Origin of the sequence: Pantoea sp. M_9 (assembly GCF_008631385.1) — a bacterium.
In the GTDB taxonomy this organism is placed as follows: Bacteria; Pseudomonadota; Gammaproteobacteria; order Enterobacterales; family Enterobacteriaceae; genus Pantoea; species Pantoea eucrina.
On sequence record NZ_VWUF01000016.1, the window covers coordinates 19,254 to 44,926 of the forward strand.

Sequence of the window (25,673 nt, forward strand, 5' to 3'; positions counted from 1 at the left end):
AATCATTCCTCTCGGGCAAACAGTGCCTCAATAAAGTCTTCGGCCTTGAATGGCCGTAAATCTTCGATGCCTTCTCCGACACCGATATAGCGAATAGGAATGCCGAACTGATCGGCAATGGAGAAGATAACGCCCCCTTTCGCCGTGCCGTCCAGTTTGGTCAGGGCGATACCTGTCAGCCCTACCGCTTCATTAAACAGTTTTGCCTGGCTGACCGCATTCTGTCCGGTGCTGGCATCCAACGTCAGCATCACTTCATGCGGCGCATCCTCATCCAGCTTCTTCATCACGCGGGTGATTTTTTTCAGCTCTTCCATCAGGTGCGATTTGTTCTGCAGGCGACCGGCTGTATCGGCAATTAACACATCCACATTGCGCGACTTCGCCGCCTGAATAGCATCGAAAATCACCGAGGCGGAATCCGCACCGGTATGCTGTGCCACAACCGGAATATGATTGCGCTCGCCCCACACCTGCAGCTGCTCGACCGCAGCGGCACGGAAGGTATCGCCGGCAGCCAGCATCACCGATTTGCCTTCCGCCTGATACTGACGCGCCAGTTTACCGATAGTGGTGGTTTTGCCGACGCCGTTTACGCCCACCATCAGGATCACAAACGGCGTTTTGCCACTGACATCCAGCGGCGCATCGACTTTATTGAGAATGCCGGCCATTTCCGCTTTCAGCAGCCCATAGAGCGCTTCAGCATCGCGCAGCTGTTTGCGGCTTGCCTGCTGAGTCAGGCTGGTAATAATCCGGCGAGTGGTTTCCACGCCCACATCCGCAATCAGCAGTTGCTCTTCCAGCTCGTCAAACAGGTCGTCATCAATCTTTTTACCGCGAAACAGGCTGATAAAACCGGAGCCAAGGTTGGTGCGCGTTTTAACCAGGCTGCGCTTGAGACGCGCAAAAAAGCCCTCTTTGGTCGGGCGCTCCTGCTCCTGCGCCACAATGGGCGCTGCCGCCAGCGGAAGATCGCTTACGGTGTCTGCAGAGTCTGCAGCGGCGTCTTCAGCGTAGGTCTCCGCCAGCGCCAGTGCCTCCAGCTCTTCATCGCTGAGCGGCGCATCCTCATCAGCCAGAGGTTCCGCTTCCGCCAGCTGGCTTTCATCGCCGGGCAGAACCGGCTCCGGCGCGACGGCGGCTGTCAGCGGTGGCTCCTCCGCAACGGCCGCCGGCATCTCTTCCGGCAGCGGCGCCAGCTCAGGCTCCTCTTCCGGTACAATCTCTTCATCGGCCGGCAGCGGGGTCAGCTCAGGCTCCTCTTCCGGCAGGATCTCTTCATTGACCGGCAGCGGCGCCAGCTCAGGCTCCTCTTCCGGCAGGATCTCCTCCGGCTGAGCGGTGATGATGGCCTCTTCAGAGGGCAGCGCATGCGGGGCTGCCTGCTCTGCTGCGGCCTGCTCTTTCGCCAGTTGCTCCGTCAGCGCAACGGTTTCTGCTGCCTGCGCTTCGGCACGCTCTGACGCACTCTCTTCAGCGGCAGCGGGCTGAACCTCCTCTGCAGGCTGCTCTTTTACCTGCTCTTCAGCCGGGGCGGGTGCCTGCTCTTCCTTGCCAAATCCCAGCCAGGAAAAAAAGCCGCGTTTTTTCTCTTTTGCCATTGTGTAACTACACTCCTCGATGGCTTATTCCCGGTAGCACGCTGTCCCCAGGGGATATAAATTCAGTTTTTTAACTTTCTGCGGCGTAAAATCAGCGAATTACGCACGCTTGTATCGTTCAATAGTCTAACACTTTCCGGCCAGCGCACCACAGCACCCTTTTTTACGTTTCTTCTGCCTGTCGCGCCCGTTAAACTACGCAACAAATTATGACGAGTTGTGAGCAAAATGAGTAAATCATCCCGCAGCAGCGGCGGCGCTGGCCAGATCCGCATCATCGGCGGCCAGTGGCGCGGCCGTAAACTTCCGGTGCCGGATAGCGCAGGCCTGCGTCCCACGACCGATCGCGTACGTGAAACCCTCTTTAACTGGCTGGCGCCTTATCTTGCGCAGGCACGCTGCCTCGACTGCTTCGCCGGCAGCGGCGCGCTGGGTCTCGAAGCGCTGTCGCGCTATGCAGATTCAGTCACGCTGCTGGAGCTGGAGCGCAGCGTAGCGCAGCAGCTGGCGCGCAACGTCGACACGCTGCGCGCCACGCAGGCGACGGTGGTGCAGACCAGCGCGCTGCAGTGGCTGGCTCAGCCTGGCGAAGCTTTTGATATCGTATTTGTCGATCCGCCCTTTCGCAAAGGGCTGCTGGCGGAGACGCTGGCGCTGCTGGAGCGTAATCAGTGGCTGAGCGCAGACGCGCTGATTTACGTGGAAAGTGAAGTGGAACAGGGGGCGCCTGACGTGCCCGCCAGCTGGCAGCTTTACCGGGAAAAGATCGCCGGTCAGGTCGCCTATCGACTCTATCAACGCCAACAGGAGGCGCACGATGTGGCTTAATCTGGGACGGTTACTGATGATTTGCGTCTGGGCTTTTCTGCTGCTTAACCTGGTGCACCCTTTCCCCACACCGCTGCGCTATTTTGTGCATGTCGCCCTGTTTTTCATGGTGATTATGCATGGACTGCAGCTGGTGCTGCTGCGCGCTACCCAGCCTAAAGAGGCGCCGAAGCTGAGCGGCGCCACGCAGGCTAAGATTTTCTTTTTCGGGGTATTTGAGCTGCTCGCCTGGCAGAAAAAGCACTATCCGAAGATGTGATCCGGCGCTAACCGGGGCACCTTTACCGGCGCTCCGGTTTCAGCGCGCGGGGGTAAAGCTGACAAAGCGGCTGCCCTGCATCTTCAGCTCGCCTTTTACGCCTTTGTCCATCTGGTGGTAATCGCTGGCGCTGACCGCGGTTTTAATGTCGCTCGCCCCGTTCAGCGGATGAAACCAGGCTTCATATTTCATCTCTTCACCGGCAATCTCTTCGCGCTGACGCGAACGGCGATTCGGTGCCGGATACTCACGCTTGGTTTTTACCTGTACGGTCAGCGATCGTACCGGTGAGGCGTCGTTAACCGCAGCTTCCCGCCGTTGCTTGATAAACTGCCGGGTCGCCAGAATGGCGATAATCGCCAGGACGATAAAAAAGATTAGCGGTGGTTTGCTCATGTTTTTGCTCGCACTTCACTTCATTTGATCATTTAAAAAGAAGCTAAAGCATACAACCAGAGTTGCCCGATTGTCACATTTGCCAGCGGTAACTTAAACTCAAAGAGAGTCTGGGATATTTCAACAGTGTGGACATCTCGTCTACAAAAGGGAGAAAAAATGCTTTGGTCTTTCCTTGCAGTACTTTTTTCCGGCTGGCTCTATGTGGATGCCTCCTATCGCGGTCCGCAGTGGCAACGCTGGCTGTTTAAACCTGTTACCCTGCTGCTGCTGGTTGCCTGGGCCTGGCAGGCACCTGCCGTAAACACCACTGACTATCTGATCCTTGCCGGACTGATTGCCACGCTGGCAGGCGATGCGCTGATGCTGCTGCCCCGGCAGCAAATGCTTTATGCGCTGGGCGCGTTTTTCCTTTCGCATCTGCTCTACACCATCAGTTTTACCGCCCATATGACCATGAGCTTCTACTGGCCCATTCCGCTGACGTTCCTGATTATCGGCGTTGTGGTCATTGCGCTGCTCTGGACGCGGCTGGAGGAGCTGCGCTGGCCGATCTGTACCCTGATTGGCATGACGCTGGTGATGAACTGGATGGCGGCTGAAAACTACTTTTTCCGTCCGACCGACTACAGCTTCTCGCTGCTGATTGGTGCGGGCCTGCTGCTGCTGGCCAATATTATCTGGTTTATCACCCACTATCGCCGCCGCTTCAGCGCTGACAGCGCCATTGTCGCCGCCTGCTATTTTGCCGGTCATTTTATGATTGTGCGTTCACTCTGGCTCTCCTGATAAACCGGCCATTCCGGGCTTGACTCTGGAGCTGACTCCAGAGTGTAGCCTTCAGTAACGGGCAGCTGCCCGTTACTGATACCGGAGGCTTCATGCATCAACAGATTTCCCCCTGCGGCTGTGACCGGCCGGGCAGCAAACTGCAGCCACACGCTGCCGTGCGTCCCCTGCCCGCGGCCCGCTTCACCCGTCTGACCACGCCCGCCAGCACCGCCTGCTGTGCCGGATGCGCGACGTCAGCTGACGCGGATGCAAACAGAGACTCTGCCAGCGTGCAGCCTGCACTGCGCTGGCGAATCACCGGGATGGACTGCCCGGGCTGCGCATGCACTATCGAAACCGCCGTACAAAAGCTGCCGCAGGTCACGCAGGCGCGCGTGATTTTTGCCAGTGAAAAGCTGGAAGTCTGCGCTCCCGTCGCCATGCAGGCTGCCATAGAACAGGCGGTAAAACAGGCGGGCTTCAGGCTGCACGCCGCTGATGCCCCCGCTCTCCCGCCTGCGGCTTCACACTGGCGCGATCGCGCTGCGCTGCTGCTGCTGGCACTGCTGATGCTGACGAGCTGGCTGATAAGTCAGCAGTCACCGATCTGGGGCGATCGCCTGTTTGTCGCGACCGCGCTGGCCGGTCTCCTGCCGGTCGCGAACAGCGCCTGGCAGCGGATCCGCAGCGGCTCGCCTTTCTCAATCGAAACGCTGATGACGGCGGCTGCAGCCGGCGCGCTGGTAACGGGCGCTCATGCCGAAGCTGCGATGGTGCTGCTGCTGTTTTTAATCGGTGAGCGGCTTGAGGCCTGGGCCGCAGCGCAGGCGCGACGCGGTGTGACCGCTCTGATGGCGCTGCGTCCGGAGCGTGCGACACGGCTGCAGGGCGCGCAGCGCGTTACGGTCCCGCTGGCGGCGCTGCAGCCGGGCGACATTATTGAAATTGCCGCCGGCGGCCGCCTGCCGGTTGATGGCGAGCTGCTGCAGTCCAGCGCCAGCTTTGATGAAAGCGCATTGACCGGTGAGTCCCTGCCGGTGAGCCATCAGCCCGGCGATCGGCTGATGGCGGGCGCCACCAGCGTTGATCGGCTGGTGCAGATAAAAGTGACCTCCCTGCCGGGAGAGAGCGCTATCGATCGTATTCTGCAGCTGATTGATGAAGCGGAAAGCCATCGCGCACCGGCAGAACGCTTTATCGATCGCTTCAGCCGCATCTATACGCCGGCCATTATGCTGCTGGCGCTACTGGTGATGGTGATCCCGCCGCTCTCTGGCCTGGGAGAGTGGCAGCCGTGGATCTATAAAGGGCTGACGCTGCTGCTGATTGGCTGCCCCTGCGCGCTGGTGATCTCAACGCCGGCGGCGGTGACTTCAGCGCTGGCCTCCGCCGCGCGTCAGGGCGTGCTGCTCAAAGGCGGCGCCGCGCTGGAGCAGCTGAGCCGCGTGCAGGTTATCGCCTTCGACAAAACCGGCACGCTGACCCTGGGTAAACCGCAGGTTACGGCGATCCACGCTTTTGGTCAGGCTGACGAAGCGGCGCTGCTGCGCCTCGCGGCGGCGGCAGAGCGCGGGTCCGGGCACCCGCTGGCGCAGGCGATTGTCGCAGAAGCTGCGAAACGGCAGCTGACTCTGCCGGAAGCGCAACAGCAGCAGACGCTGGCGGGCAGCGGCATTCGCGCGAGCATCGACGGCGTTCGTTATCAGCTGCTGACACCGCGTGCCGCGCCGGGATTAAGCGAGCAGCAGCGGCAGCGGGTGATGGAGTACGAGCGCGAGGGCAACACGGTGGTGATCCTGCTGCAGGCAGATCGGCCGCTGGGGCTGCTGGCGCTGCAGGATCGGCTGCGTGAAGAGGCTGCGGCGGCTATCGATCAGCTCAGAGCCGCGGGGATCGCCAGCGTCATGCTGACCGGTGATAACCCGCGTGCGGCCGCCGCCATAGCGGCAGAACTTAATATTGAATATCGGGCGGGTTTGCTGCCGGCAGACAAAGTCAGTGCCGTACGCGCGCTGAGCCAGCAGCAGCCGCTGGCGATGGTGGGTGACGGCATTAACGATGCGCCAGCGATGAAAGCGGCGGCTATCGGGATTGCTATGGGCAGCGGCACCGACGTGGCGCTGGAAACGGCTGACGCTGCGCTGACGCAGAATCGCCTGACCCTTCTGCCGCAGACTGTCGCGCTGGCGCGGCGCGCCCGCGCCATCGTGCTGCAGAATATTACGCTGGCGCTGGGGCTGAAGGCGCTGTTTCTGCTCACGACGCTGCTCGGCTTAACCGGCTTGTGGCTGGCGGTGCTGGCCGATTCGGGTGCTACGGCGCTGGTGACCGCAAACGCTCTGCGTCTGCTGCGCCAGCCCCCCGTCAGGCCTCCGCGCCTTTCCTGATCAGATACTGGTACGGCAGCGCTTCCGTCTGCTGTGCCAGTAAATCGTGATCCATAAAGCGGCAGAAACCGGGGATATCGCGCGTGGTCGCCGGATCGTCGGCAATAATCAGCAGCGTTTCACCCGCCTGCATCGTGCGTACCGTCTTGCGTACCATCATCACGGGTTCAGGGCAGCGCAGGCCCAGCGCATCCAGCGTATGGTCGGGTGCGGAGAAAGGATCGCTCATGATTCTCTTATCGGTCAGTAACAGGGATGCTCATTCTAGCTCGCCATTTCCGCAGCGCAAGGCGACAACGATTGCGTTAAAATTAACCGTTGCATAAATTGCGCAACGGGTTAAGATGCCGTCCGATTTTTCAATACCGTTGCTTAGTCCCCAAAATCCTACGCCTTTTGGCACGCGCAGTCAGCGCAGCAAAAATGCGAACGATGAAGGGATGGGTTCCCTCACCCCATTGTTAAAAAAGGCTCACTATGATCGCTTTTTCTGCGCGTCAGCGCATGCACGCCCTTTTCTGGCTGTCGCTGTTTCATCTGCTGGTGATCACCTCCAGCAATTATCTGGTTCAGCTGCCGGTCGCTATTTTCGGTTTTCATACCACCTGGGGTGCGTTCAGCTTTCCCTTTATTTTTCTCGCAACCGACCTGACCGTGCGTATTTTCGGCGCTCCGCTTGCGCGGCGCATTATTCTCGCGGTGATGATCCCGGCGCTGTTTATCTCCTACGCTATCTCCTGCCTCTTTTATCAGGGGGCATGGCAGGGCTGGGCGTCGCTGCAGCAGGTCAATCTCTTTGTCGCCCGTATCGCCTGCGCCAGCTTTATGGCCTATGCGCTGGGTCAGATCCTCGACGTTCACGTCTTTAACCGTCTGCGCCAGCTGCCGCAGTGGTGGATAGCGCCAGCCTGCGCCATGTTTCTCGGCAACGTCAGCGATACGCTGGCCTTTTTCTTTATCGCTTTTTATAAGAGCCAGGATCCCTTCATGGCAGCGCACTGGGTCGAGATTGCGCTGGTAGACTACAGCTTCAAAGTGCTGATCTGCCTGATCTTCTTCCTGCCCGCCTACGGCCTGCTGCTGAATGCCGCCCTGAAGCGCATGGCGGAACGGTATCAGGCGCGCCAGATCAATTTCGGCTAATGTGCCATAGACGAAATGGCGCGGTGCGCTAAGATTTCCTGACACATCGGCGGTTGCTTTTGACCGCCGATTCCGTTTGTATAAGCCAGACTGGAATTGTAAAAGGGAACAGAATGCGCAACGTAGTGAAGTATGCAGGTATCGGCCTGCTGGTGCTGGGCCTGGCGGCGTGCGATCAGAAAAAAGAGGATGCTGCTGACAATAGCGGCTCCAGCGTCAGCCAGTCCGCTCAGACGGTGAATCTGATGGAAGGGAAACTGAGCTTTACGCTGCCTGCAGGCATGTCTGATAAGAGCGGTAAACTCGGCTCTGAATCCACCAATATGCACGTCTACGCTAATGAAACCGGCCAGCGCGCCATTATTGTGATCGCCGGCGACCCGACCAGTGACTCACTTGAGACGCTCTCAAAACGTCTGGAGCAGCAGCAGCGCAATCGCGATCCGCAGCTGCAGGTGGTGTCGAATAAAGCGGTAACGCTGAAAGACCAGCCGGCACAGCAGCTGGATACGGTGATTTCCGCTAACAATCAGACATCGTGGTCAACGGTAGTGCTGGCAAAAGTCGATAACCAGCTTTTGACGCTGCAGATCACCCTGCCGGCGGAGAATCAGCAGCAGGCGCAGAGCGATGCAGACAGCATTGTGAAGAGCATTACGCTGAAGTAAGCCGTTACCCGATGCGCATTGATGCGCACCAGGCCATATTTTCCAGGGTCGCCATTCATGGCGACCTTTTTTATAACCTTACCGGCGAAATATGCCAGATCTCATCCGCATACTCCTGAATGGTGCGATCTGACGAGAAGTAGCCCATACCGGCGATATTCAGCGCTGCACGGCGCTGCCACTCATCCGGCTGCCGGTAAAGCTTATCCACTTTATCCTGCGTATCCACATAGCTGCGGTAATCCGCCAGCAGCTGATAGTGGTCACCAAAGTTCACCAGCGCATCAAACAGGTTACGATAACGTCCCGGCTCCTGCGGGCTGAACACGCCGGTGGCAATCTGCGTCAGCACCTGATGCAGCTCAGCATCTTCCTCAAAGTATTTGCGCGGGTTGTAGCCCTCTTTGCGCAGCTGCTCAACCTGCGGAGTGGTGTTACCGAAGATAAAGATATTCTCTGCGCCTACGTGCTCGCGCATCTCCACGTTTGCCCCATCCAGCGTGCCGATGGTCAGCGCGCCGTTTAGCGCAAACTTCATGTTGCTGGTGCCGGAGGCCTCAGTACCCGCCGTGGAGATCTGCTCAGAAAGATCGGCCGCCGGAATGATGATCTGCGCGAGGCTGACGCCGTAGTTAGGGATAAACACCACTTTCAGCTTGTTCTTTACCTGCGGATCGTTGTTGATCACGTCAGCCACATCATTGATCAGATGAATAATATGTTTTGCCACGTAGTAGGCCGAGGCGGCTTTGCCGGCAAAAATATTTACGCGCGGCACCCAGCTGGCATCGGGATCGGCTTTGATCCGGTTATAGCGGGTGATCACATGCAGCACGTTAAGCAGCTGCCGTTTATATTCGTGAATACGCTTGATCTGTACATCGAACAGCGCGTGCGGATTGAGCACGATATCCATATTTTTGGCGACCCATGCCGCCAGCCGCTGCTTGTTGGCAAATTTGGCATCGGCAACCTGACGAATAAACGCCGGATAGTCGATATGCGGCTGCAGCTCGCTGAGCTGTGACAGATCGGTGCGCCAGTTGCGACCAATGGTTTCATCCAGCACGCCGGAGAGTGCCGGATTCGCCAGCGCCAGCCAGCGACGCGGCGTCACACCGTTTGTCTTGTTGCAGAAACGTCCCGGAAAAAGCCGGGCAAAGTCGGCAAACAGCGACTGCACCATCAGATTGGAGTGCAGCTCAGAGACGCCGTTTACTTTGTGACTGACCACCACCGCCAGCCACGCCATACGGATGCGGCGGCCATCATTCTCATCGATAATCGAGATGCGCGACATCAGATCCCAGTCGTCGGGATAGTGCTCCTGAATCGTCTTCAGGAAGTAGTCGTTGATCTCAAAAATAATGCTCAGGTGACGCGGCAAAATTTTGCCGATCATATCCACCGGCCAGGTCTCCAGCGCCTCGCTCATCAGCGTATGGTTGGTATAGGAGAAGATCTGACAGGTGACTTCAAATGCGTCATCCCAGCTGAATTTATACTCATCAATCAGCAGCCGCATCAGCTCCGGGATCGCCAGAACCGGATGCGTGTCGTTCAGGTGGATAGCGACTTTGTCAGCAAGGTTGTCCCAGGTTTCATGCATTTTCCAGTGGCGATGCAGAATATCCTGCACCGTCGAGGAGACAAGAAAGTACTCCTGACGCAGCCGCAGCTCGCGTCCTGAGTAGGTTGAATCATCCGGATAGAGAACGCGTGAGACGTTCTCGGAGTGATTTTTGTCCTCGACGGCCGCAAAGTAGTCGCCCTGATTAAACTTGCCGAGATTGATCTCATTGCTCGCCTGCGCACCCCACAGCCGCAGGGTATTGGTGGCATCGGTATCAAAACCGGGAATGATTTGATCGTACGCCATCGCGACGATCTCTTCCGTTTCAATCCAGCGGACGCGCGCGCCCTCATGCTGCAGACGCCCGCCGAAACGCACTTTATAGCGGGTATTATGGCGCTGAAACTCCCACGGATTGCCATACTCCAGCCAGTAGTCCGGCGACTCACGCTGCTGGCCGTCAACAATGTTCTGCCGGAACATACCGTAGTCATAGCGGATGCCGTAACCGCGTCCCGGCAGGCCTAACGTTGCCAGCGAATCTAAAAAGCAGGCGGCCAGACGACCAAGGCCGCCGTTGCCGAGTCCGGGATCGTTCTCCTCTTCCATCAGTTCGCTGAGATTGAGTCCCATCTCATCCAGCGCCTGATTGAGATCGTCATAAATGCCCATCGCCAGCAGCGCATTGCCCAGCGTGCGACCCATCAGGAACTCCATCGACAGGTAATAAACCTGACGCACGTCCTGCGACAGCTGCGCACGGCTGGAACGCAGCCAGCGCTCCACCATACGGTCGCGCACCGCGAGCAGCGAGGCGTTCAGCCACTCATGCTTATTCGCGATTGAAGGATCTTTGCCAATCGTAAACATCAGCTTATAGGCGATTGAGTGCTTCAGCGCTTCAACCGTCAGCGTGGGTGAGGCGTAGGTGAAAGGTGCATTCATATCCGGACTCCCAATCTTTCAATTACAGCATACGTTGATAAAGATCGCGGTAGGCCTGCGCAGCCACCTGCCAGCTGAAATCCATCGCCATGGCCTGGCGCTGAACATAGCGCCACAGTGAAGGCCGTGACCAGAGTACAAAGGCGCGACGAATAGCCCGCAGCAGTGACCAGGCGTTGCTGTCTTCAAAACTGAAGCCGCTGGCGACGCCATCCGCCAGGTTCTCCAGAGAGCTATCCTGTACGGTATCAGCCAGGCCACCGGTACGACGCACCAGCGGCAGCGTGCCATATTTCAGGCCATAGAGCTGCGTCAGCCCGCAGGGTTCAAAGCGGCTGGGAACCATAATCACATCGGCACCGCCAACAATGCGGTGTGAGAACGCTTCGTGATAGCCAATCTGTACGCCCACGCTGCCAGGATGCTCCGCCGCGGCTGCAAGAAAACCCTGCTGCAGTTCGGCGTCGCCCTGACCCAGCAGGACCAGCTGCCCGCCCTGTGCCAGCAGACCCGGCAGCGCTTCCAGCACCAGATCGAGCCCTTTCTGTTTTGTCAGCCGGCTGATGACGCAGAAAACCGGCACTTTATCATCGACCTTCAGTCCCATAGCGATCTGCAGCTGACGTTTGTTTTCCGCTTTGCTTTCCAGGGTTTCGCGGTCATAACGGGCGGTCAGCAGCAGGTCATGAGCCGGATCCCAGATGCCCGGATCCACGCCGTTGAGAATGCCGCTCAGGCGACCTTCACGCAAACGCTGCTCCAGCAGCGCTTCCATGCCATAGCCAAACTCCGGGCGGGTGATCTCCAGCGCATAGGTCGGACTGACTGCCGTGATGTGATCGGCAAAGAACAGGCCAGCCTTGAGGTAGGAGATCTGGCCGTAAAACTCCAGGCCATGCATGCCAAAATATTCCCGCGGGATCTGAATCTCATCCAGATGCCGGGCATTAAACAGCCCCTGGTAGGCAAGGTTGTGCACGGTAAAGACCGTTTTAGCCGGATTACCGCGCGCGGCGATATAGGCGCAGGTCAGACCGGCATGCCAGTCATGCGCATGCACGATTTGCGGACGCCACAGGCCATCTACTCCGCTGGCCAGCTCGGCGCCCATCCAGCCCAGCAGTGCGAAACGCAGATAGTTGTCTACGTATGCGAACTGCGACGTGTCGTGGTAGGGGCTGCCGGGACGGTCATACAGTCCTGGCGCATCAATCAGATAAATACCGACACCGTTGTACTGCCCGAACAGCAGGCGCACGGGCCCGGCAAAAGTTTGCAGCTCCGCCACCACGTCAGTATCAGGAATTCCTTTACGCAGATCCGGAAACGCCGGGATCAGTACCCGCGTATCCGTACCATCGGCTATTTGCGCCTGCGGTAATGCGCCGACGACATCAGCCAGCCCGCCCGTTTTCAGCAGCGGAAAAAGCTCTGAACAGACATGTAAAACCTGCATCCTGAACCCCTATTATGTTATCGCGCGCGTTCCACGCGGCGGTTTTTTTGTATGCTTGTCGCCACTCACTGACCCGCGGTGGCCAGCCTGGCCAGCATGGCGCGCGTCACCAGTACGATGCCCTCTTCCGATCGGTAAAAACGCCGGCTGTCTTCATCCGGATTCTCTCCAATCACCATGCCCTCCGGGATTGCGCAGGCACGGTCAATTACACAGCGGCGAAGCCGGCACGAACGGCCTACCACAACATCCGGTAGCAGCACCGCTGAATCAATATTGCAAAATGAGTTTACGCGCACGCGCGGAAACAGCACTGAATTCACGACTACGGAGCCGGAAATAATACAGCCGCCCGATACCAGCGAGTTCATGGTCATGCCATGACTGCCGGATCTATCCTGCACAAATTTAGCCGGCGGCAGTGGCTCCATATGGGTCCGGATGGGCCATTCATGGTCATACATATCCAGCTCTGGCGTCACGGATGCCAGATCGAGATTCGCACGCCAGTAGGCCTCCAGCGTACCTACATCACGCCAGTAGGGTTCTGCATTCTCATCGTTCTGCACGCAGGAGAGCGTGAATGAATGTGCATACGCCTCACCGCTCGCCACAATTTTTGGCAGCAGATCTTTGCCAAAGTCGTGGCTGGAGTTCTCTGCCAGCAAATCTTCTTCCAGTAACTGATAAAGATAGTCGGCATTGAAAACATAGATACCCATACTTGCCAGCGCTTTATCTGCGTCGCCAGGCATAGCGGGAGGCGTCGCGGGTTTTTCAACAAAATCGACCACGTTGTTTTCAGCATCTACCGCCATCACGCCAAAGGCGGTCGCTTCCGCCAGCGGAACCGGCAGACAGGCAATAGTGCACTTCGCGCCGCGTTCAGCGTGGTCGAGCAGCATACGCGAGTAGTCCATTTTGTAGATGTGATCGCCGGCAAGGATCACGATGTACTGCGCGTTATAGCGCCGGATAATGTCGAGGTTCTGCGTCACCGCATCGGCAGTGCCGCGATACCAGTACTCCGTCGCGGCACGCTGCTGAGCAGGCAGCAAATCGACAAACTCATTCATCTCTTCGTTAAACAGTGACCAGCCGCGCTGAATATGCTGCGTCAGCGTATGCGACTGATACTGAGTAATGACGCCGATGCGCCGGATGCCTGAGTTGATGCAGTTGGAAAGGGCAAAGTCGATGATACGAAACTTGCCGCCAAAGTGAACGGCAGGCTTCGCGCGTTTTGCGGTCAGATCTTTCAGACGCGTACCGCGTCCGCCAGCAAGGATCAGGGCAACTGTCTGGGTAGGGAGCTGACGCGCCAGCATCAGAGGATCGTTTCTGTCTAACTTCACCATGTCTGACTCCTTATGATTGCTTTAGGAACACACACACGCCGCGTGCGGGCCCGTGCCAGACAGTTGTCAAAATGGGATTATCTTCCCCGGCGAAAGGAGGTATGGCATGCCATTCTCCGTCTGGTAAGGCTAGGTCACTGATTGCATCTGTTGCATTTATTGTTATCAGCCAGCGGTCCGACAGCAGGATTTGCATCTGATGCGCACCCCGCTCCCACTCTTCTGGTTCCAGTGGTTTGCCGCTGGCATTGAACCACTGCACCTGACCATCCCCCTCCTGCCACCAGCAGTCTGCCGTCAGCGCCGGAATGCGCTGGCGCAGCTGGATCAGTGCCGCAGTAAAGTCGACCAGTCCTTCATCACCCTGCTGCCAGTTAAGCCACGTCAGCAGGTTATTCTGACAGTAGGCGTTGTTATTGCCGTACTGGCTCTGGCCGCGCTCATCGCCCGCCAGCAGCATCGGCGTGCCCTGCGCCAGCAGCAGCGTGGTCAGCAGCGCATGCGCGCTGTGCCGCCGCCGCTGCAGGACATCCGGATTCGCTTTCAGCCCTTCATGCCCGTGGTTATGGCTGAAGTTATCACTGCTGCCGTCGCGGTTATCCTCGCCGTTAGCCTGATTATGTTTATGGTTATAGCTCACCAGGTCGCGCAGCGTGAAGCCATCATGCGCGGTAATAAAATTAATGCTGGCGTGCGGCCGGCGCCCTGCCTGCTGAAACAGATCGGCTGAGGCGGCAAACCGACGCGCCAGCTCGCCGTTGTTCAGTTCGTCATACAGCCAGTAGCGGCGTGCGGCGTCGCGAAAATGGTCGTTCCATTCGGCAAAGCCTGGCGGAAACCGGCCCACCTGATAGCCGTTTTCGCCAATATCCCACGGCTCAGCAATCAGCTTGACCTGTGACAGAACCGGACAGGCGCGAATCGCCGCCAGCAGCGGTGCTTCAGCGCAAAAGTCCGGCGTACGTCCCAGCACGCTGGCGAGATCAAAGCGAAAGCCATCAACGTGACAGTGCTGTACCCAATAGCGCAGCGCTTCCAGCGCCCACGCTACCACCTGCGGATCGCTGAGATTCAGCGTGTTGCCGCAGCCGGTCCAGTTCTGATAGTTCCCCTGCTCATCAAGCCAGTAGTAGCTGGCGTTATCCACTCCGCGCAGCGACAGCGTCGGGCCAATCTCTTCCAGCTCTGCGGAGTGGTTAAATACCACATCCAGGATCACTTCAATCCCCGCTGCATGCAGCGTCTTCACCGCCTGCTGAAACTCCTGCAGCGCCGTGACGCCCGCTTCTCCTGACGCATAATCCGGGTGTACCGCCCAGAGCGCATAGGGGTTGTAGCCCCAGTAGTTTTGCAGCCCTGTCCGCTGCAGCCGCGGCTCGCTGGCAAACGCCGCCACCGGCAGCAGCTCCAGCGCGGTAATGCCGAGGTGACGCAGGTACTTCACCATAGCAGGGTGGCCGAGCGCCGCATACGTCCCGCGCAGCGTTTCAGGAATTTCCGGATGCAGCTGCGTCAGACCGCGCACGTGCGCTTCGTAAATGACCGTTTTACCCCAGGGCGTACGCGGTGGCCGATCGTCTTCCCAGTCAAAGTCTTCAGCGATAACCAGCGATTTGGGCATGCAGCCAGCGCTGTCCTGACTGTCAGGCTGCGCGATGCCGCCATACAGCGCTGCGTCATCCGCCACGCTGCCGGTGACGGCTTTAGCGCAGGGGTCCACCAGCAGTTTAGCCGGATTAAAACGGTGTCCCCGCTGCGGATCCCACGGGCCATAAACGCGATAGCCGTAGCGCTGGCCCGGCTTCAGCCCGGCGATATAGCCGTGCCAGATATCGCCGCTGCGGGCGGGCAGCGTCAGGCGCTGCTCCTCTCCTTCACGGCTGAACAGGCAGAGCTCCACCTTCTCTGCGTGACGCGAGAAGAGCGTGAAGTTGACGCCGCGTCCATCATAGCGGGCCCCGTGCGGCGCAGGCTGGCCCGCTTCGATCATCAGTCCGCCTCCCGCACCAGCCAGATGGTCGACAGCGGAGGCAGGGTCAGACTCAGCGACTGCGCGCGGCCGTGGCTGGCAATTTCGTCGGTGCGGGCAATGCTGTGGTTGCGCACGTCGCTGCCGTGATAGTCGTGCTGATCGGTATTCAGCACTTCGCGCCAGCTGCCCGCCTGATTAACGCCAAAACGGTAATCCTGGCGCGTAACCGGCGTAAAGTTGCTGGCAACAATGATCTCATTGCCTTCGCGGTCGCGGCGTACAAAGACAAACACCGAGTTATCGTGGTCATCCACTACCAGCCACTCAAAGCCCTGCGGATCAAAGTCGAGCTGATAAAGTGGCGCATAGTGCCGATAGGTGTGGTTGAGATCGCGTACCAGACGCTGCACGCCGTGATGCCAGTTGTCATCGCCTTCCAGCAGGTGCCAGTCGAGGCTGACGTCATGGTTCCACTCGCGCCCCTGAGCAAACTCATTGCCCATAAACTGCAGCTTTTTACCCGGGAACGCCCACATCCAGCCGTAGTAGGCGCGCAGGTTAGCGAACTTCTGCCAGGCGTCACCCGGCATGCGATCGAGAATAGAGCGCTTGCCGTGCACCACTTCGTCATGGGAGAGCGGCAGCACGAAGTTTTCGCTGTAGTTGTAGGCCATGCCAAATGTCATCAGATTGTGATGATAGCGGCGATGTACCGGGTCGAGCTTCATGTAGTCGAGGGTGTCGTGCATCCAGCCCAGGTTCCACTTAAACCAGAAGCCCAGCCCTTCGTTCTCGCCCGGACGCGTGACGCCGGGGAAGTCAGTTGACTCTTCCGCCACGGTGATGCTGCCAGGCACCGCCGTGCCCAGCGTCTGGTTGGTATGACGCAGAAACGCAATCGCTTCCAGATTTTCGCGCCCGCCCAGATGATTCGGGATCCACTCGCCCGCTTTACGGCTGTAGTCGCGGTAGATCATTGAAGCCACCGCATCCACGCGCAGGCCGTCAATGCCAAACCGCTCCAGCCAGTAAAGCGCGTTACCGGAGAGATAGTTGCTGACTTCACGCCGGCCAAAATTGTAGATCAGCGTATTCCAGTCCTGATGGTACCCTTCACGCGGATCGCTGTGCTCATAGAGTTCAGTACCGTCAAATTTCGCCAGACCAAAATCGTCATCAGGAAAATGGCCCGGTACCCAGTCCAGCAGTACGTTGATGCCCGCTTCATGTGCCGCTGCAACAAACTGACGGAACTCATCGCGCGTGCCGAAGCGCCGCGTCGGCGCATACATGCCCAGCGGCTGATAACCCCAGCTGCCGTCAAACGGATGCTCATTAATCGGCAGCAGCTCAATATGGGTAAAGCCCATCTCTTTGACATAAGGGATAAGCTGCTCAGCCAGCTCTTTGTAGCTCAGCCAGAAGTTGTTATCGGTGTGGCGTCGCCATGAGCCGAGGTGCACCTCATAAATAGAGATGGGTTGATCAAAACCGTTCGCCGCTTTGCGCGCTGGCTGCATCTCAACCTTCGGCGGCAGGCCGCAGATCATTGATGCTGTCTGCGGGCGCATCTGCGCTTCAAACGCAAACGGGTCAGCTTTGATACGCATCTGCCCGTGTAAATCGATAATCTCATATTTATAGAGCTGTCCGTTTACCGCACCCGGCACAAACAGCTCCCAGATACCGAGTTCGCGCCGGAAGCGCATCGGATGACGGCGGCCGTCCCAGAAGTTGAAATCCCCGACCACAGAGACGCGCCGGGCATTCGGTGCCCATACGGCAAAGCGCGTGCCGCTGACGCCATCAATGGTCGCGCCGTGCGCCCCCAGGGTTTCATATGGACGCTGGTGCGTGCCTTCAGCCAGCAGCCAGGCGTCCATATCGGCCAGCAGCGGGCCAAAACGGTAGGCGTCATCAATCAGATTTTGCTGACCATGCCAGTTCACCGCCAGCTGATAGCGAAACATGTTTTTGCGGCGCGGAATCACTCCGCTGAAAAAGCCGCGTGAGTCCAGACACTTCAGCTGACCACATTTGCGGCCGGTTTTGGTTTCAATCACCCAGACTTCAGACGCATCCGGCAGCAGCGCGCGGACCTCAAGGCCCTGAACGGTCTGGTGCATTCCCAGGACAGAAAAGGGGTCGGCGTAATCCCCGGCAAAGAGCGCATTGATCGCATCGCGATCGGGAAACTCTGACATGACTTTCTTCCTATGATTTTGTGCAGGCGACCGCAGAGGCAGCTGTGCCGCTGTAAGTGCGCTGCTTTTCATTGAGTCATACGTACGCTGGCAAGAGAGGCCACCCTCCATGGGAAAATTCGTTGCCAGGTACCACTACTAATTCGCTTACAAAGTACAACCTGTTAACAATCGGTACTTCTCAGTTAAATCATAGCTTGGGGTTGGCAGAAGCCAGGGAGGAACATGAAAAATTGTTATCAGAAAAACAAAAAAGGGAAGCCGATCACTCGCTGGCGGCAATTTGCCTTATGTTTTGCCCATCAGCTGATTAAAAAAAAGCCGGGAAAACCCCGGCCTGTCTGATGTCGCTGCGCTTAGTCGATAAGCAGACGCAGCATGCGACGCAGCGGTTCTGCGGCACCCCACAGCAGCTGATCGCCAACGGTGAAAGCGGAAAGATACTCCGGTCCCATGTTGAGTTTGCGCAGGCGGCCAACCGGCGTGGTCAGGCGACCGGTAACCGCGGCGGGCGTCAGCTCGCGCATCGTGATCTCGCGATCGTTTGGCACCACTTTTACCCACTCGTTATGCGCCGCGAGCAGCTGCTCAATCTCTGCCAGCGGCAGATCTTTTTTCAGCTTCAGCGTAAACGCCTGGCTGTGGCAGCGCAGCGCACCCACGCGCACGCAGAGGCCGTCGACCGGAATGATGTTGCCGGTGTTGAGAATCTTGTTGGTTTCGGCCTGCCCTTTCCACTCTTCGCGGCTCTGGCCATTGTCGAGCTGCTTGTCAATCCAGGGAATCAGGCTGCCCGCCAGCGGCACGCCAAAGTTATCCGTCGGCAGCGTGCCGGAACGGGTAAAATCAGTCACGCTGCGCTCAATCTCCAGAATAGCGGAAGCGGGATCCTGCAGTGCCGGTGCGACATGATCGTGCAGCATACCCATCTGCGTCAGCAGTTCGCGCATATGACGCGCGCCGCCGCCGGACGCCGCCTGGTAAGTCGCCACCGAAGCCCACTCCACCAGATCGTTCGCAAACAGGCCGCCCAGCGACATCAGCATCAGGCTGACGGTGCAGTTGCCACCGACGAAGGTTTTGATGCCGTTGTTCAGGCCGTCGCGAATAACCTGATGGTTGACCGGATCGAGAATAATGATGGCGTCATCTTTCATGCGCAGCGTAGAAGCTGCATCAATCCAGTAGCCCTGCCAGCCGCTCTCGCGCAGCTTTGGATAGACTTCACTGGTATAGTCGCCGCCCTGGCAGGTAATAATGATGTCGAGCGCTTTCAGCGCGTCGATATCAAACGCATCCTGCAGCGCACCGGTTGACTTACCGCCAAACGCGGGCGCAGCCTGACCCAGCTGCGACGTAGAGAAGAACACCGGATTGATCACGTCAAAATCGCGCTCTTCGCTCATTCGTGACATCAGCACAGAGCCGACCATGCCACGCCAACCAATAAAACCTACATTCTTCATTTTCTGTCCGTCTCAGGAGCTCGGGCCGAGGCCTGTATAGTGCATGTATCAGGCCCGGCGCATAAGGTGCGCGAGCCTGCGTAATATTCAGGTTTACCTGCGACCTTCAACTCTACAAAATGCTGCACTTCTGGCAAGTGAATTAATTCGATTACACCTGTTTTTTCAGCAACAGAGCTAATAATAGTGAACACCAACAGAAAGGAGTGGTTTACCGCCCATGACTGAAATGATATCTGCGACCGTGCTGCTGCTGCTGATCATGGATCCTCTCGGCAACCTGCCTATTTTTATGTCGGTGCTGAAACATCTGGAACCCAGACGCCGTCGCGTGGTGCTGATGCGCGAAATGCTGATTGCGCTCGGTCTGATGCTGCTGTTTCTGTTTGCCGGTGAACGCATTCTGATGTTCCTGAATCTGCGCACCGAAACGGTCTCTATTTCCGGCGGCATTATTCTGTTCCTGATCGCGATTCGCATGATTTTTCCCTCCGGCGACACCGGCAGCAGCGGCCTGCCGGCCGGCGAGGAGCCGTTTCTGGTGCCGCTGGCCATCCCGCTGGTCGCGGGTCCCTCACTGCTCGCCACGCTGATGCTGCTGTCGCACCAGTATCCGCATCAGATGAGCCATCTGGTCGGCGCGCTGCTGATCGCCTGGGGGGCTACGGTTATCATTCTGCTGCTGTCGGGACTGTTTCTGCGCCTGCTGGGCGACAAGGGCGTTAACGCGCTTGAGCGGCTAATGGGGCTGATCCTGATTATGCTGGCGACGCAGATGTTTCTGGATGGGATCCGTGCGTATCTGAAGCTGTAACCGCCCGCTATGGCTGCGGGCGACTGGCCTCGCCCGCATCATCCATTCAGGATTTTTTCTTTATGGGTTTACCGGACCAGTAGCCTGCCAGCAGTGAGCCGGAGAGGTTGTGCCAGACCGAGAAGAGCGCACCCGGCAGGGCAGCAAGCGGTGAGAAATAGAGTTTGCCGAGCGTAGCCGCCAGCCCCGAATTCTGCATCCCCACCTCCAGCGCCAGCGTGCGGCAGGTCGACTCATCAAAACCAAACAGCTTGCCGCCCCAGTAGCCGCCGAGCAGACCAATGGCGTTATGCAGGATCACCGCCAGAATCACCATCAGACCCACCGAGCCGATAAAGCTCTGACTGCCCGCCACCACCGCGCTGATAATCAGCAAAATACAGAGCATGGAAAACGCCGGCAGCCAGGGTTCAACGCGGCGCACTACGCTGTTCATGGTGTGATGAATAATCAGCCCGAGTGAAATCGGGATCACCACAATTTTCACTATGCTCAGCAGCATCCCCACCACGTCGACCTGAATATGCGTATCAACGTAAAAACGGGTCAGCAGCGGCGTGGCAAACACGCCCACCAGCGCAGAGACGGAAGAGATCGTCACCGAGAGCGCCACATCGCCCTTCGCCAGATAAATCATTACGTTTGACGCGGTTCCGCTGGCGACACTGCCGACCAGAATCATGCCGGCTGCCAGATCGGGCGGCATCTGAAACAGCTTTGCCAGCGCCCATGCGGCCAGCGGCATCACCAGATAGTGCAGAAAGGTGCCGGCAATCACCGGAGCCGGACGCACCAGCACGCGTTTAAAATCGTCAATATTTAGCGTAACGCCCATGCCAAACATGATCAGCATCAGCAGATAAGAGACCCACGGACCGATACCGGTAAAGGTGGATGGCGAGTAGTAGGCGGCGACTGAGAGCAGTACAGCCCAGAGTGGAAACAGGCGGGTGAGACTGGCGAGCATGAAACACTTCCTTTTTCAGAGACCTTTGTCCGCTATAAAAGCGAGCCGGAGAGGTTTTAGATGATGTGCCACAGGTGAAAGATTGCCCGGGGAACGACCGCTGCAATCGGCAGGGATCATAACATTTCGTTATCGCCGCCGACGGTGCCGGCGGCAATTGCCTATCAGCTGCTGCCTGTTGCGCCCTGAGGCGGGAAATAACACTGCGCTTTGCGGCAAACGCCAGCAGATATGACGGGATTAAGCGAAAAAAAAGCCGGACAGCGTCCGGCTAATCAGCATCATAAAGGGGGGATCAGGCACCAAACAGGTTGTGATGCAGCGCGCGCACCACCGCTTCCGCATCTGGCGTCGGCACCAGGAAACAGAGGTTGTAGCTGCTGGCACCGTAGCAGATCATGCGCAGATTAAACGGCTCCAGCGCACCAAAGACCTCTTTGCCCACGCCGCAGGCTTTCGACAGGTTGTTACCGATAATAGCGACCAGCGCCAGATTCTCTTCAACTTCCACGCGGCACAGCGAAGAGAGCTCGGTAAGCAGCGCCTGCGTCAGCAGGCTATCCACGCTGCTGGTGGAGCCGGTGTTATCCAGCGTCAGCGCCACGCTGACTTCAGAAGTGGTAACCAGATCCACAGAAACATTATGGCGCGCCAGAATCGCAAACACCTCAGCCAGAAAACCGTGCGCGTGCAGCATGTTCAGGCTGTGCAGCGTCAGCAGCGTCTGCTTGCGACGCAGTGCCAGCGCGCGGAACAGCGGCGGATTACGCGTTTCATTGCAGACGCGCGTGCCGCCGGCGGCCGGATCTTTACTGGAGCCAACAAACACCGGGATATCGCTGCGTACCGCCGGCAGCAGCGTGGCGGGATGGAGCACTTTCGCGCCAAAAATGGCCATCTCTGCCGCCTCTTCGAAGGTGATCTCTTCGATACGGCGCGCAGCCGGCACCACGCGGGGATCGGTGGTATAGATACCTGCTACGTCGGTCCAGATATCGATGCGCTCAGCCTGCAGCGCCTCGCCCAGCAGCGCAGCAGTATAATCGCTGCCGCCGCGGCCCAGCGTGGTGGTGCGCCCTTTGCTCTCGCTGCCGATAAAGCCCTGAGTCACCACCAGCGCTTCGGCAATGCGCGGCTGCAGCTGCGCCGCTGCCAGCGTCTGCAGCTCAGCCACCTGCGGCTCTGCCCGGCCAAAACGATCGCTGGTGCGCATCACTTTGCGTACGTCAAACCACTCTGCATTGATACCGCGCTCGCGCAGGATCTCGACAAACAGCAGCGTTGACATCAGTTCGCCGTGGCTGACCAGCTCATCGGTAAGAGCCAGAGAATTAGCCAGCGCCGTGGTATCTGACAGCATGGTGATGTTTTCCAGCACGCGGTCAATTTCTTCACGGATCACATCCGGCGCAGCAAGGCGATCGATAATGGCGTACTGGATACGGCGAATTTCATCCAGCATCTGGGTACGCTCTGCCTGCTCCTGGCCCTCGGCCAGCGCGACCAGCAGATTCGTCACGCCAGCAGACGCAGAGAGAACGACCAGACGGGTGTGGGCATCGGACAGCACAACGTCTGCGCTGCGGTTCATGGCATCGAAATCGGCAACGCTGGTGCCACCAAATTTTGCCACAATCAACGGTTGAGACATGTAACAAACCTCGTGTCAGGTTATCTTCCGCCGGGAATTCGGTTCAGAAGACAGGGATAACAGCCTTGGCACAAGAGAAGAGCGGAATTGGACAGACAAGATCAGGAGATGAGTCACCAAAAGCACTTCACCTTGCGAAACGTCCGACTGCGGACGCTTCTGGTGACAACCCAGAGGATTCAGCCCCTGCAGCCGACAGCGCAACACTCCGCGTGTTGTGCCATCTCGGCGTCGCACCCCCTGATGTGTTTTCGCCGGATACGGATCCTCAAACACACTGCCTGGGCGACGCGCCTCTTCTGGCTTGCACCCGGAGGTGCAAGTCGCGGGCATAAATTATCGACAAATTGTGCTGCTGTCCAGCCTTGTGGCACCCGGAGAAATGATTTTTTAACGTGTGCAGCCCCGCTGTAAATACGCGCCACGCCCGGCGCGGGATCCCTGATACAAAAGCGCCCGCTTACGCGGCTTTTTACTGACGCGCCGCAGAATTTATCTTTTCCGCATGCGGCATACTGGCGCCTGGATTTCACTGAAACCGTGCGGCCAGGGTCACAAAATTTTTCCTTTCGCCCGCAACTATGGTCATACTGAAATGCGTTTGCGCGATGCCTGTTCAACTGTACCCGACGCGGTTATGTTCCTGATAAACAGGCGCACACCAGGGCATCAGCAGCGCGCCGTAAGAGAAACTAAGCATGCCGGGCCAGCGGAACGCGCCCGGATGAAATGACGGTTCTTATATCAACAAGAGTGTTGCCATGAAAAATATCAATCCGACACAAACCGCAGCGTGGCAAGCGCTGCAGCAGCATTTTGAACAGATGAAATCAGTGCAGATCGCCGATCTTTTTCAGCAGGATGCCGATCGTTTTGCGAAATTCTCCGCTACGTTCGATGATCAGATGCTGGTGGATTTCTCAAAAAACCGTATCACTGAGGAAACCCTCACAAAATTACAGGCGCTGGCTAAAGAGACTGACCTGGCGGGTGCCATTAAATCGATGTTCTCCGGAGAGAAGATCAACCGTACGGAAGAGCGCGCCGTGCTGCACGTGGCGCTGCGCAACCGCAGCAATATGCCGATTCTGGTTGATGGCAAAGATGTGATGCCGGAAGTCAACGCCGTGCTGGATAAGATGAAAGGCTTCTCTGAGCGTATCATCAGCGGCGAATGGAAGGGATACACCGGTAAGCCCATTACCGATGTGGTCAACATCGGCATTGGCGGCTCCGATCTCGGTCCGTTTATGGTAACTGAGGCGCTGCGCCCGTATAAAAACCATCTGAATATGCACTTTGTCTCTAACGTTGACGGCACGCATATTGCTGAGACGCTGAAAGATCTGAATCCGGAAACCACGCTGTTCCTGGTGGCCTCAAAAACCTTCACCACGCAGGAAACCATGACCAATGCGCACAGCGCACGCGACTGGTTCCTGAAAACGGCGGGCGATCAGCAGCACGTGGCAAAACATTTTGCCGCGCTCTCTACCAACGGCAACGCGGTCAGCGAGTTTGGTATTGATACCAGCAACATGTTTGAGTTCTGGGACTGGGTTGGCGGGCGCTACTCGCTCTGGTCGGCCATCGGCCTCTCTATTATTCTTTCCATCGGCTTTGATAACTTCACGCAGCTGCTCAGCGGTGCACACGCGATGGATCAGCATTTTGCCACCGCTCCGGCGGAGCAGAACCTGCCGGTGCTGCTGGCGCTGATTGGTATCTGGTACAACAACTTTTTTGGTGCCGAAACCGAAGCGATTCTGCCTTATGACCAGTATATGCATCGCTTTGCTGCCTATTTCCAGCAGGGCAACATGGAATCGAACGGCAAGTATGTCGATCGTGAAGGCAATCCGGTCGACTATCAGACCGGCCCGATTATCTGGGGCGAGCCTGGTACCAATGGTCAGCATGCGTTTTATCAGCTGCTCCATCAGGGAACCAAGCTGGTGCCGTGCGACTTTATTGCACCGGCCATTACCCATAACGCGCTGGCCGATCATCATCAGAAGCTGCTGTCGAACTTTTTTGCTCAGACCGAGGCGCTGGCATTTGGTAAGTCACGCGATACGGTAGAGAAAGAGTTTACCGATGCCGGTAAATCGGCGGAGTCGGTGGCCCACATTGTGCCGTTTAAAGTGTTTGAAGGTAACCGTCCGACTAACTCCATTCTGCTGCGCGAAATTACCCCTTACAGCCTGGGTGCGCTGATTGCGCTGTATGAACACAAGATTTTCACGCAGGGTGCCATTCTGAATATTTACACGTTCGATCAGTGGGGCGTGGAGCTGGGCAAACAGCTGGCGAATCGTATTTTGCCTGAACTGGAAAATGACGCAGATATTGCCAGTCACGACAGCTCAACCAATGGATTGATCAATCGCTACAAATCCTGGCGTTAATTTGCATTAGGGTTATCAGGGCGGCCGCTGGCCGCCTTTTTTATTCCGCTTATTTGCCGGTTTTAATACGGCCATTGATTGCTGATGAAATATCCCTTCGGCTGGCTACACAAAATCTGATGTTGCGCTAAGCCTCTGCAAAAACCACAGATTTTACCGGATCTGATTGCGTGCAGCAGGCGCCCAGCCCCTCTGAATCCATGCGGATTTAAATTTACAACCCATCAGGAAAATCCGATAATTCCTATTCCGTGCCAAATTTTACTAAAAAAGTGTAAAATCCTGCCGTATATAATGTCGTCATATTTACGCTTCAGACAGCAGCAAACGGGCCACGGAAAAAAGCTATTCACGCCGGTTTTTTCTGACTGCAATACCACAGCAGCCGGATACGGGCGCGCTTTTTAGCCTGCTACAGGCTGATATTTCATTGCTCTGACGTAAATGCGCCTGAAACCAGGATAGCTCCTTCATTCATTTTTTTCTAAATGCAGGAAACGCTGTTATGAAAAAACTCGTGGCTGCCGGTGCAGCCTTGTTATATCTCGCGGTCGCTTCTGCCGCCCACGCCGTACCGGAAGAGACCGGTGCGGCAGCCGGCGCACAGGCGGGCGCGATCTCTTCTGGCGCATCGACCGCGGTGGGGATTGGCGCGCTCGGCGCGCTGGTGGGTCTCGGCCTTGCCGCTGCTGGCGGCGGCGGCGGTGATGGCGCAAATACCGGTACAACAACAACCACAACGGGCACGACCCGCTGATAATACGCTTTGACTCCTGACCACACCGCCGTGTGGTTATTTTTTG

General features: G+C 57.6%; 20 protein-coding genes and 1 riboswitch. Of the genes, 9 read left to right on the forward strand and 11 right to left on the reverse strand.

Going from position 1 to position 25,673, the window contains the following annotated elements; all coding sequences use genetic code 11:
* Positions 1–2: 2 nt before the first annotated feature.
* Positions 3–1,604, reverse strand: coding sequence for a signal recognition particle-docking protein FtsY (ftsY, locus tag F3I15_RS16535; RefSeq protein ID WP_150018655.1), 1,602 nt, complete (start codon positions 1,602–1,604; stop codon positions 3–5).
* Positions 1,605–1,832: 228 nt separating this feature from the next.
* Here ftsY and rsmD point away from each other — a divergent pair, with 228 nt between their 5' ends.
* Both rsmD and F3I15_RS16545 read left to right on the forward strand, forming a co-directional pair.
* Entirely contained in the window at positions 1,833–2,432 is a 600-nt protein-coding gene (gene rsmD / locus F3I15_RS16540) for a 16S rRNA (guanine(966)-N(2))-methyltransferase (protein ID WP_150018656.1), read from the forward strand.
* Positions 2,422–2,691: a DUF1145 family protein gene (locus tag F3I15_RS16545; protein ID WP_039331733.1), complete on the forward strand. Its 270-nt coding sequence runs from the start codon at positions 2,422–2,424 to the stop codon at positions 2,689–2,691. The genes rsmD and F3I15_RS16545 overlap by 11 nt, the downstream gene beginning before the upstream one ends.
* A 39-nt stretch (positions 2,692–2,730) precedes the next feature.
* Here the strand turns inward: F3I15_RS16545 and F3I15_RS16550 are convergent, their stop codons facing one another.
* Entirely contained in the window at positions 2,731–3,087 is a 357-nt protein-coding gene (locus F3I15_RS16550) for a DUF2500 domain-containing protein (RefSeq protein ID WP_039381903.1), read from the reverse strand.
* A 159-nt stretch (positions 3,088–3,246) separates the two neighbouring features.
* Here F3I15_RS16550 and F3I15_RS16555 point away from each other — a divergent pair, with 159 nt between their 5' ends.
* Both F3I15_RS16555 and F3I15_RS16560 read left to right on the forward strand, forming a co-directional pair.
* A complete protein-coding gene (locus tag F3I15_RS16555) occupies positions 3,247–3,876 on the forward strand; it encodes a lysoplasmalogenase (protein WP_150018657.1) in 630 nt (209 codons plus the stop codon).
* A gap of 92 nt (positions 3,877–3,968) precedes the next feature.
* Positions 3,969–6,245 (forward strand): zinc/cadmium/mercury/lead-transporting ATPase, encoded by a 2,277-nt coding sequence (locus tag F3I15_RS16560; protein ID WP_150018658.1) that lies wholly within the window; start codon positions 3,969–3,971, stop codon positions 6,243–6,245.
* Here the strand turns inward: F3I15_RS16560 and tusA are convergent.
* Positions 6,223–6,474: a sulfurtransferase TusA gene (tusA, locus tag F3I15_RS16565; protein ID WP_039381895.1), complete on the reverse strand. Its 252-nt coding sequence runs from the start codon at positions 6,472–6,474 to the stop codon at positions 6,223–6,225. The genes F3I15_RS16560 and tusA overlap by 23 nt on opposite strands.
* 248 nt (positions 6,475–6,722) lie before the next feature.
* Here tusA and F3I15_RS16570 point away from each other — a divergent pair, with 248 nt between their 5' ends.
* Both F3I15_RS16570 and F3I15_RS16575 read left to right on the forward strand, forming a co-directional pair.
* Positions 6,723–7,388, forward strand: a complete 666-nt coding sequence (locus tag F3I15_RS16570; RefSeq protein ID WP_150018659.1) for a 7-cyano-7-deazaguanine/7-aminomethyl-7-deazaguanine transporter — start codon at positions 6,723–6,725, stop codon at positions 7,386–7,388.
* A 113-nt stretch (positions 7,389–7,501) separates the two neighbouring features.
* Complete coding sequence (locus F3I15_RS16575) at positions 7,502–8,056, forward strand: DcrB family lipoprotein (RefSeq protein ID WP_150018660.1); 555 nt, start codon at positions 7,502–7,504, stop codon at positions 8,054–8,056.
* Between the two features lie 70 nt (positions 8,057–8,126).
* Here the strand turns inward: F3I15_RS16575 and glgP are convergent, their stop codons facing one another.
* The 6 genes from glgP to asd form a co-directional block, all read right to left on the reverse strand.
* Positions 8,127–10,574 carry a glycogen phosphorylase gene (glgP, locus tag F3I15_RS16580; protein WP_150018661.1) on the reverse strand — a complete coding sequence of 816 codons (2,448 nt, stop codon included), beginning with the start codon at positions 10,572–10,574 and terminating at the stop codon, positions 8,127–8,129.
* A 22-nt stretch (positions 10,575–10,596) separates the two neighbouring features.
* The gene (glgA, locus tag F3I15_RS16585) at positions 10,597–12,030 is read right to left on the reverse strand and encodes a glycogen synthase GlgA (protein ID WP_094112166.1); all 1,434 of its coding nucleotides are present in this window, start codon (positions 12,028–12,030) and stop codon (positions 10,597–10,599) included.
* 65 nt (positions 12,031–12,095) lie between these two features.
* Positions 12,096–13,388, reverse strand: coding sequence for a glucose-1-phosphate adenylyltransferase (gene glgC / locus F3I15_RS16590; protein ID WP_150018662.1), 1,293 nt, complete (start codon positions 13,386–13,388; stop codon positions 12,096–12,098).
* Positions 13,389–13,398: 10 nt separating this feature from the next.
* Positions 13,399–15,378 carry a glycogen debranching protein GlgX gene (gene glgX, locus F3I15_RS16595; RefSeq protein ID WP_150018663.1) on the reverse strand — a complete coding sequence of 660 codons (1,980 nt, stop codon included), beginning with the start codon at positions 15,376–15,378 and terminating at the stop codon, positions 13,399–13,401.
* Positions 15,378–17,564: a 1,4-alpha-glucan branching enzyme gene (glgB, locus tag F3I15_RS16600; protein WP_150018664.1), complete on the reverse strand. Its 2,187-nt coding sequence runs from the start codon at positions 17,562–17,564 to the stop codon at positions 15,378–15,380. The genes glgX and glgB overlap by 1 nt, the downstream gene beginning before the upstream one ends.
* 356 nt (positions 17,565–17,920) lie before the next feature.
* Complete coding sequence (gene asd / locus F3I15_RS16605; RefSeq protein WP_071668465.1) at positions 17,921–19,030, reverse strand: aspartate-semialdehyde dehydrogenase; 1,110 nt, start codon at positions 19,028–19,030, stop codon at positions 17,921–17,923.
* A gap of 220 nt (positions 19,031–19,250) precedes the next feature.
* Between asd and F3I15_RS16610 the strand changes: the two genes are divergently transcribed.
* Positions 19,251–19,844, forward strand: a complete 594-nt coding sequence (locus F3I15_RS16610) for a YhgN family NAAT transporter (protein ID WP_039381881.1) — start codon at positions 19,251–19,253, stop codon at positions 19,842–19,844.
* 46 nt (positions 19,845–19,890) lie between these two features.
* On the opposite strand, the gene panS is transcribed toward F3I15_RS16610, so the two are convergent.
* Together panS and lysC are read right to left on the reverse strand one after the other, a co-directional pair.
* Positions 19,891–20,811: a ketopantoate/pantoate/pantothenate transporter PanS gene (gene panS, locus F3I15_RS16615; RefSeq protein ID WP_039381880.1), complete on the reverse strand. Its 921-nt coding sequence runs from the start codon at positions 20,809–20,811 to the stop codon at positions 19,891–19,893.
* A gap of 295 nt (positions 20,812–21,106) precedes the next feature.
* Positions 21,107–22,462, reverse strand: a complete 1,356-nt coding sequence (lysC, locus tag F3I15_RS16620; protein ID WP_150018665.1) for a lysine-sensitive aspartokinase 3 — start codon at positions 22,460–22,462, stop codon at positions 21,107–21,109.
* A gap of 112 nt (positions 22,463–22,574) precedes the next feature.
* A riboswitch (Lysine riboswitch) is annotated at positions 22,575–22,769 on the reverse strand.
* A gap of 454 nt (positions 22,770–23,223) precedes the next feature.
* Between lysC and pgi the strand changes: the two genes are divergently transcribed.
* Positions 23,224–24,870 (forward strand): glucose-6-phosphate isomerase, encoded by a 1,647-nt coding sequence (gene pgi, locus F3I15_RS16625; protein WP_150018666.1) that lies wholly within the window; start codon positions 23,224–23,226, stop codon positions 24,868–24,870.
* Positions 24,871–25,375: 505 nt separating this feature from the next.
* Positions 25,376–25,627, forward strand: coding sequence for an exopolysaccharide production protein YjbE (gene yjbE, locus F3I15_RS16630; protein WP_113655588.1), 252 nt, complete (start codon positions 25,376–25,378; stop codon positions 25,625–25,627).
* Positions 25,628–25,673: the final 46 nt, after the last annotated feature.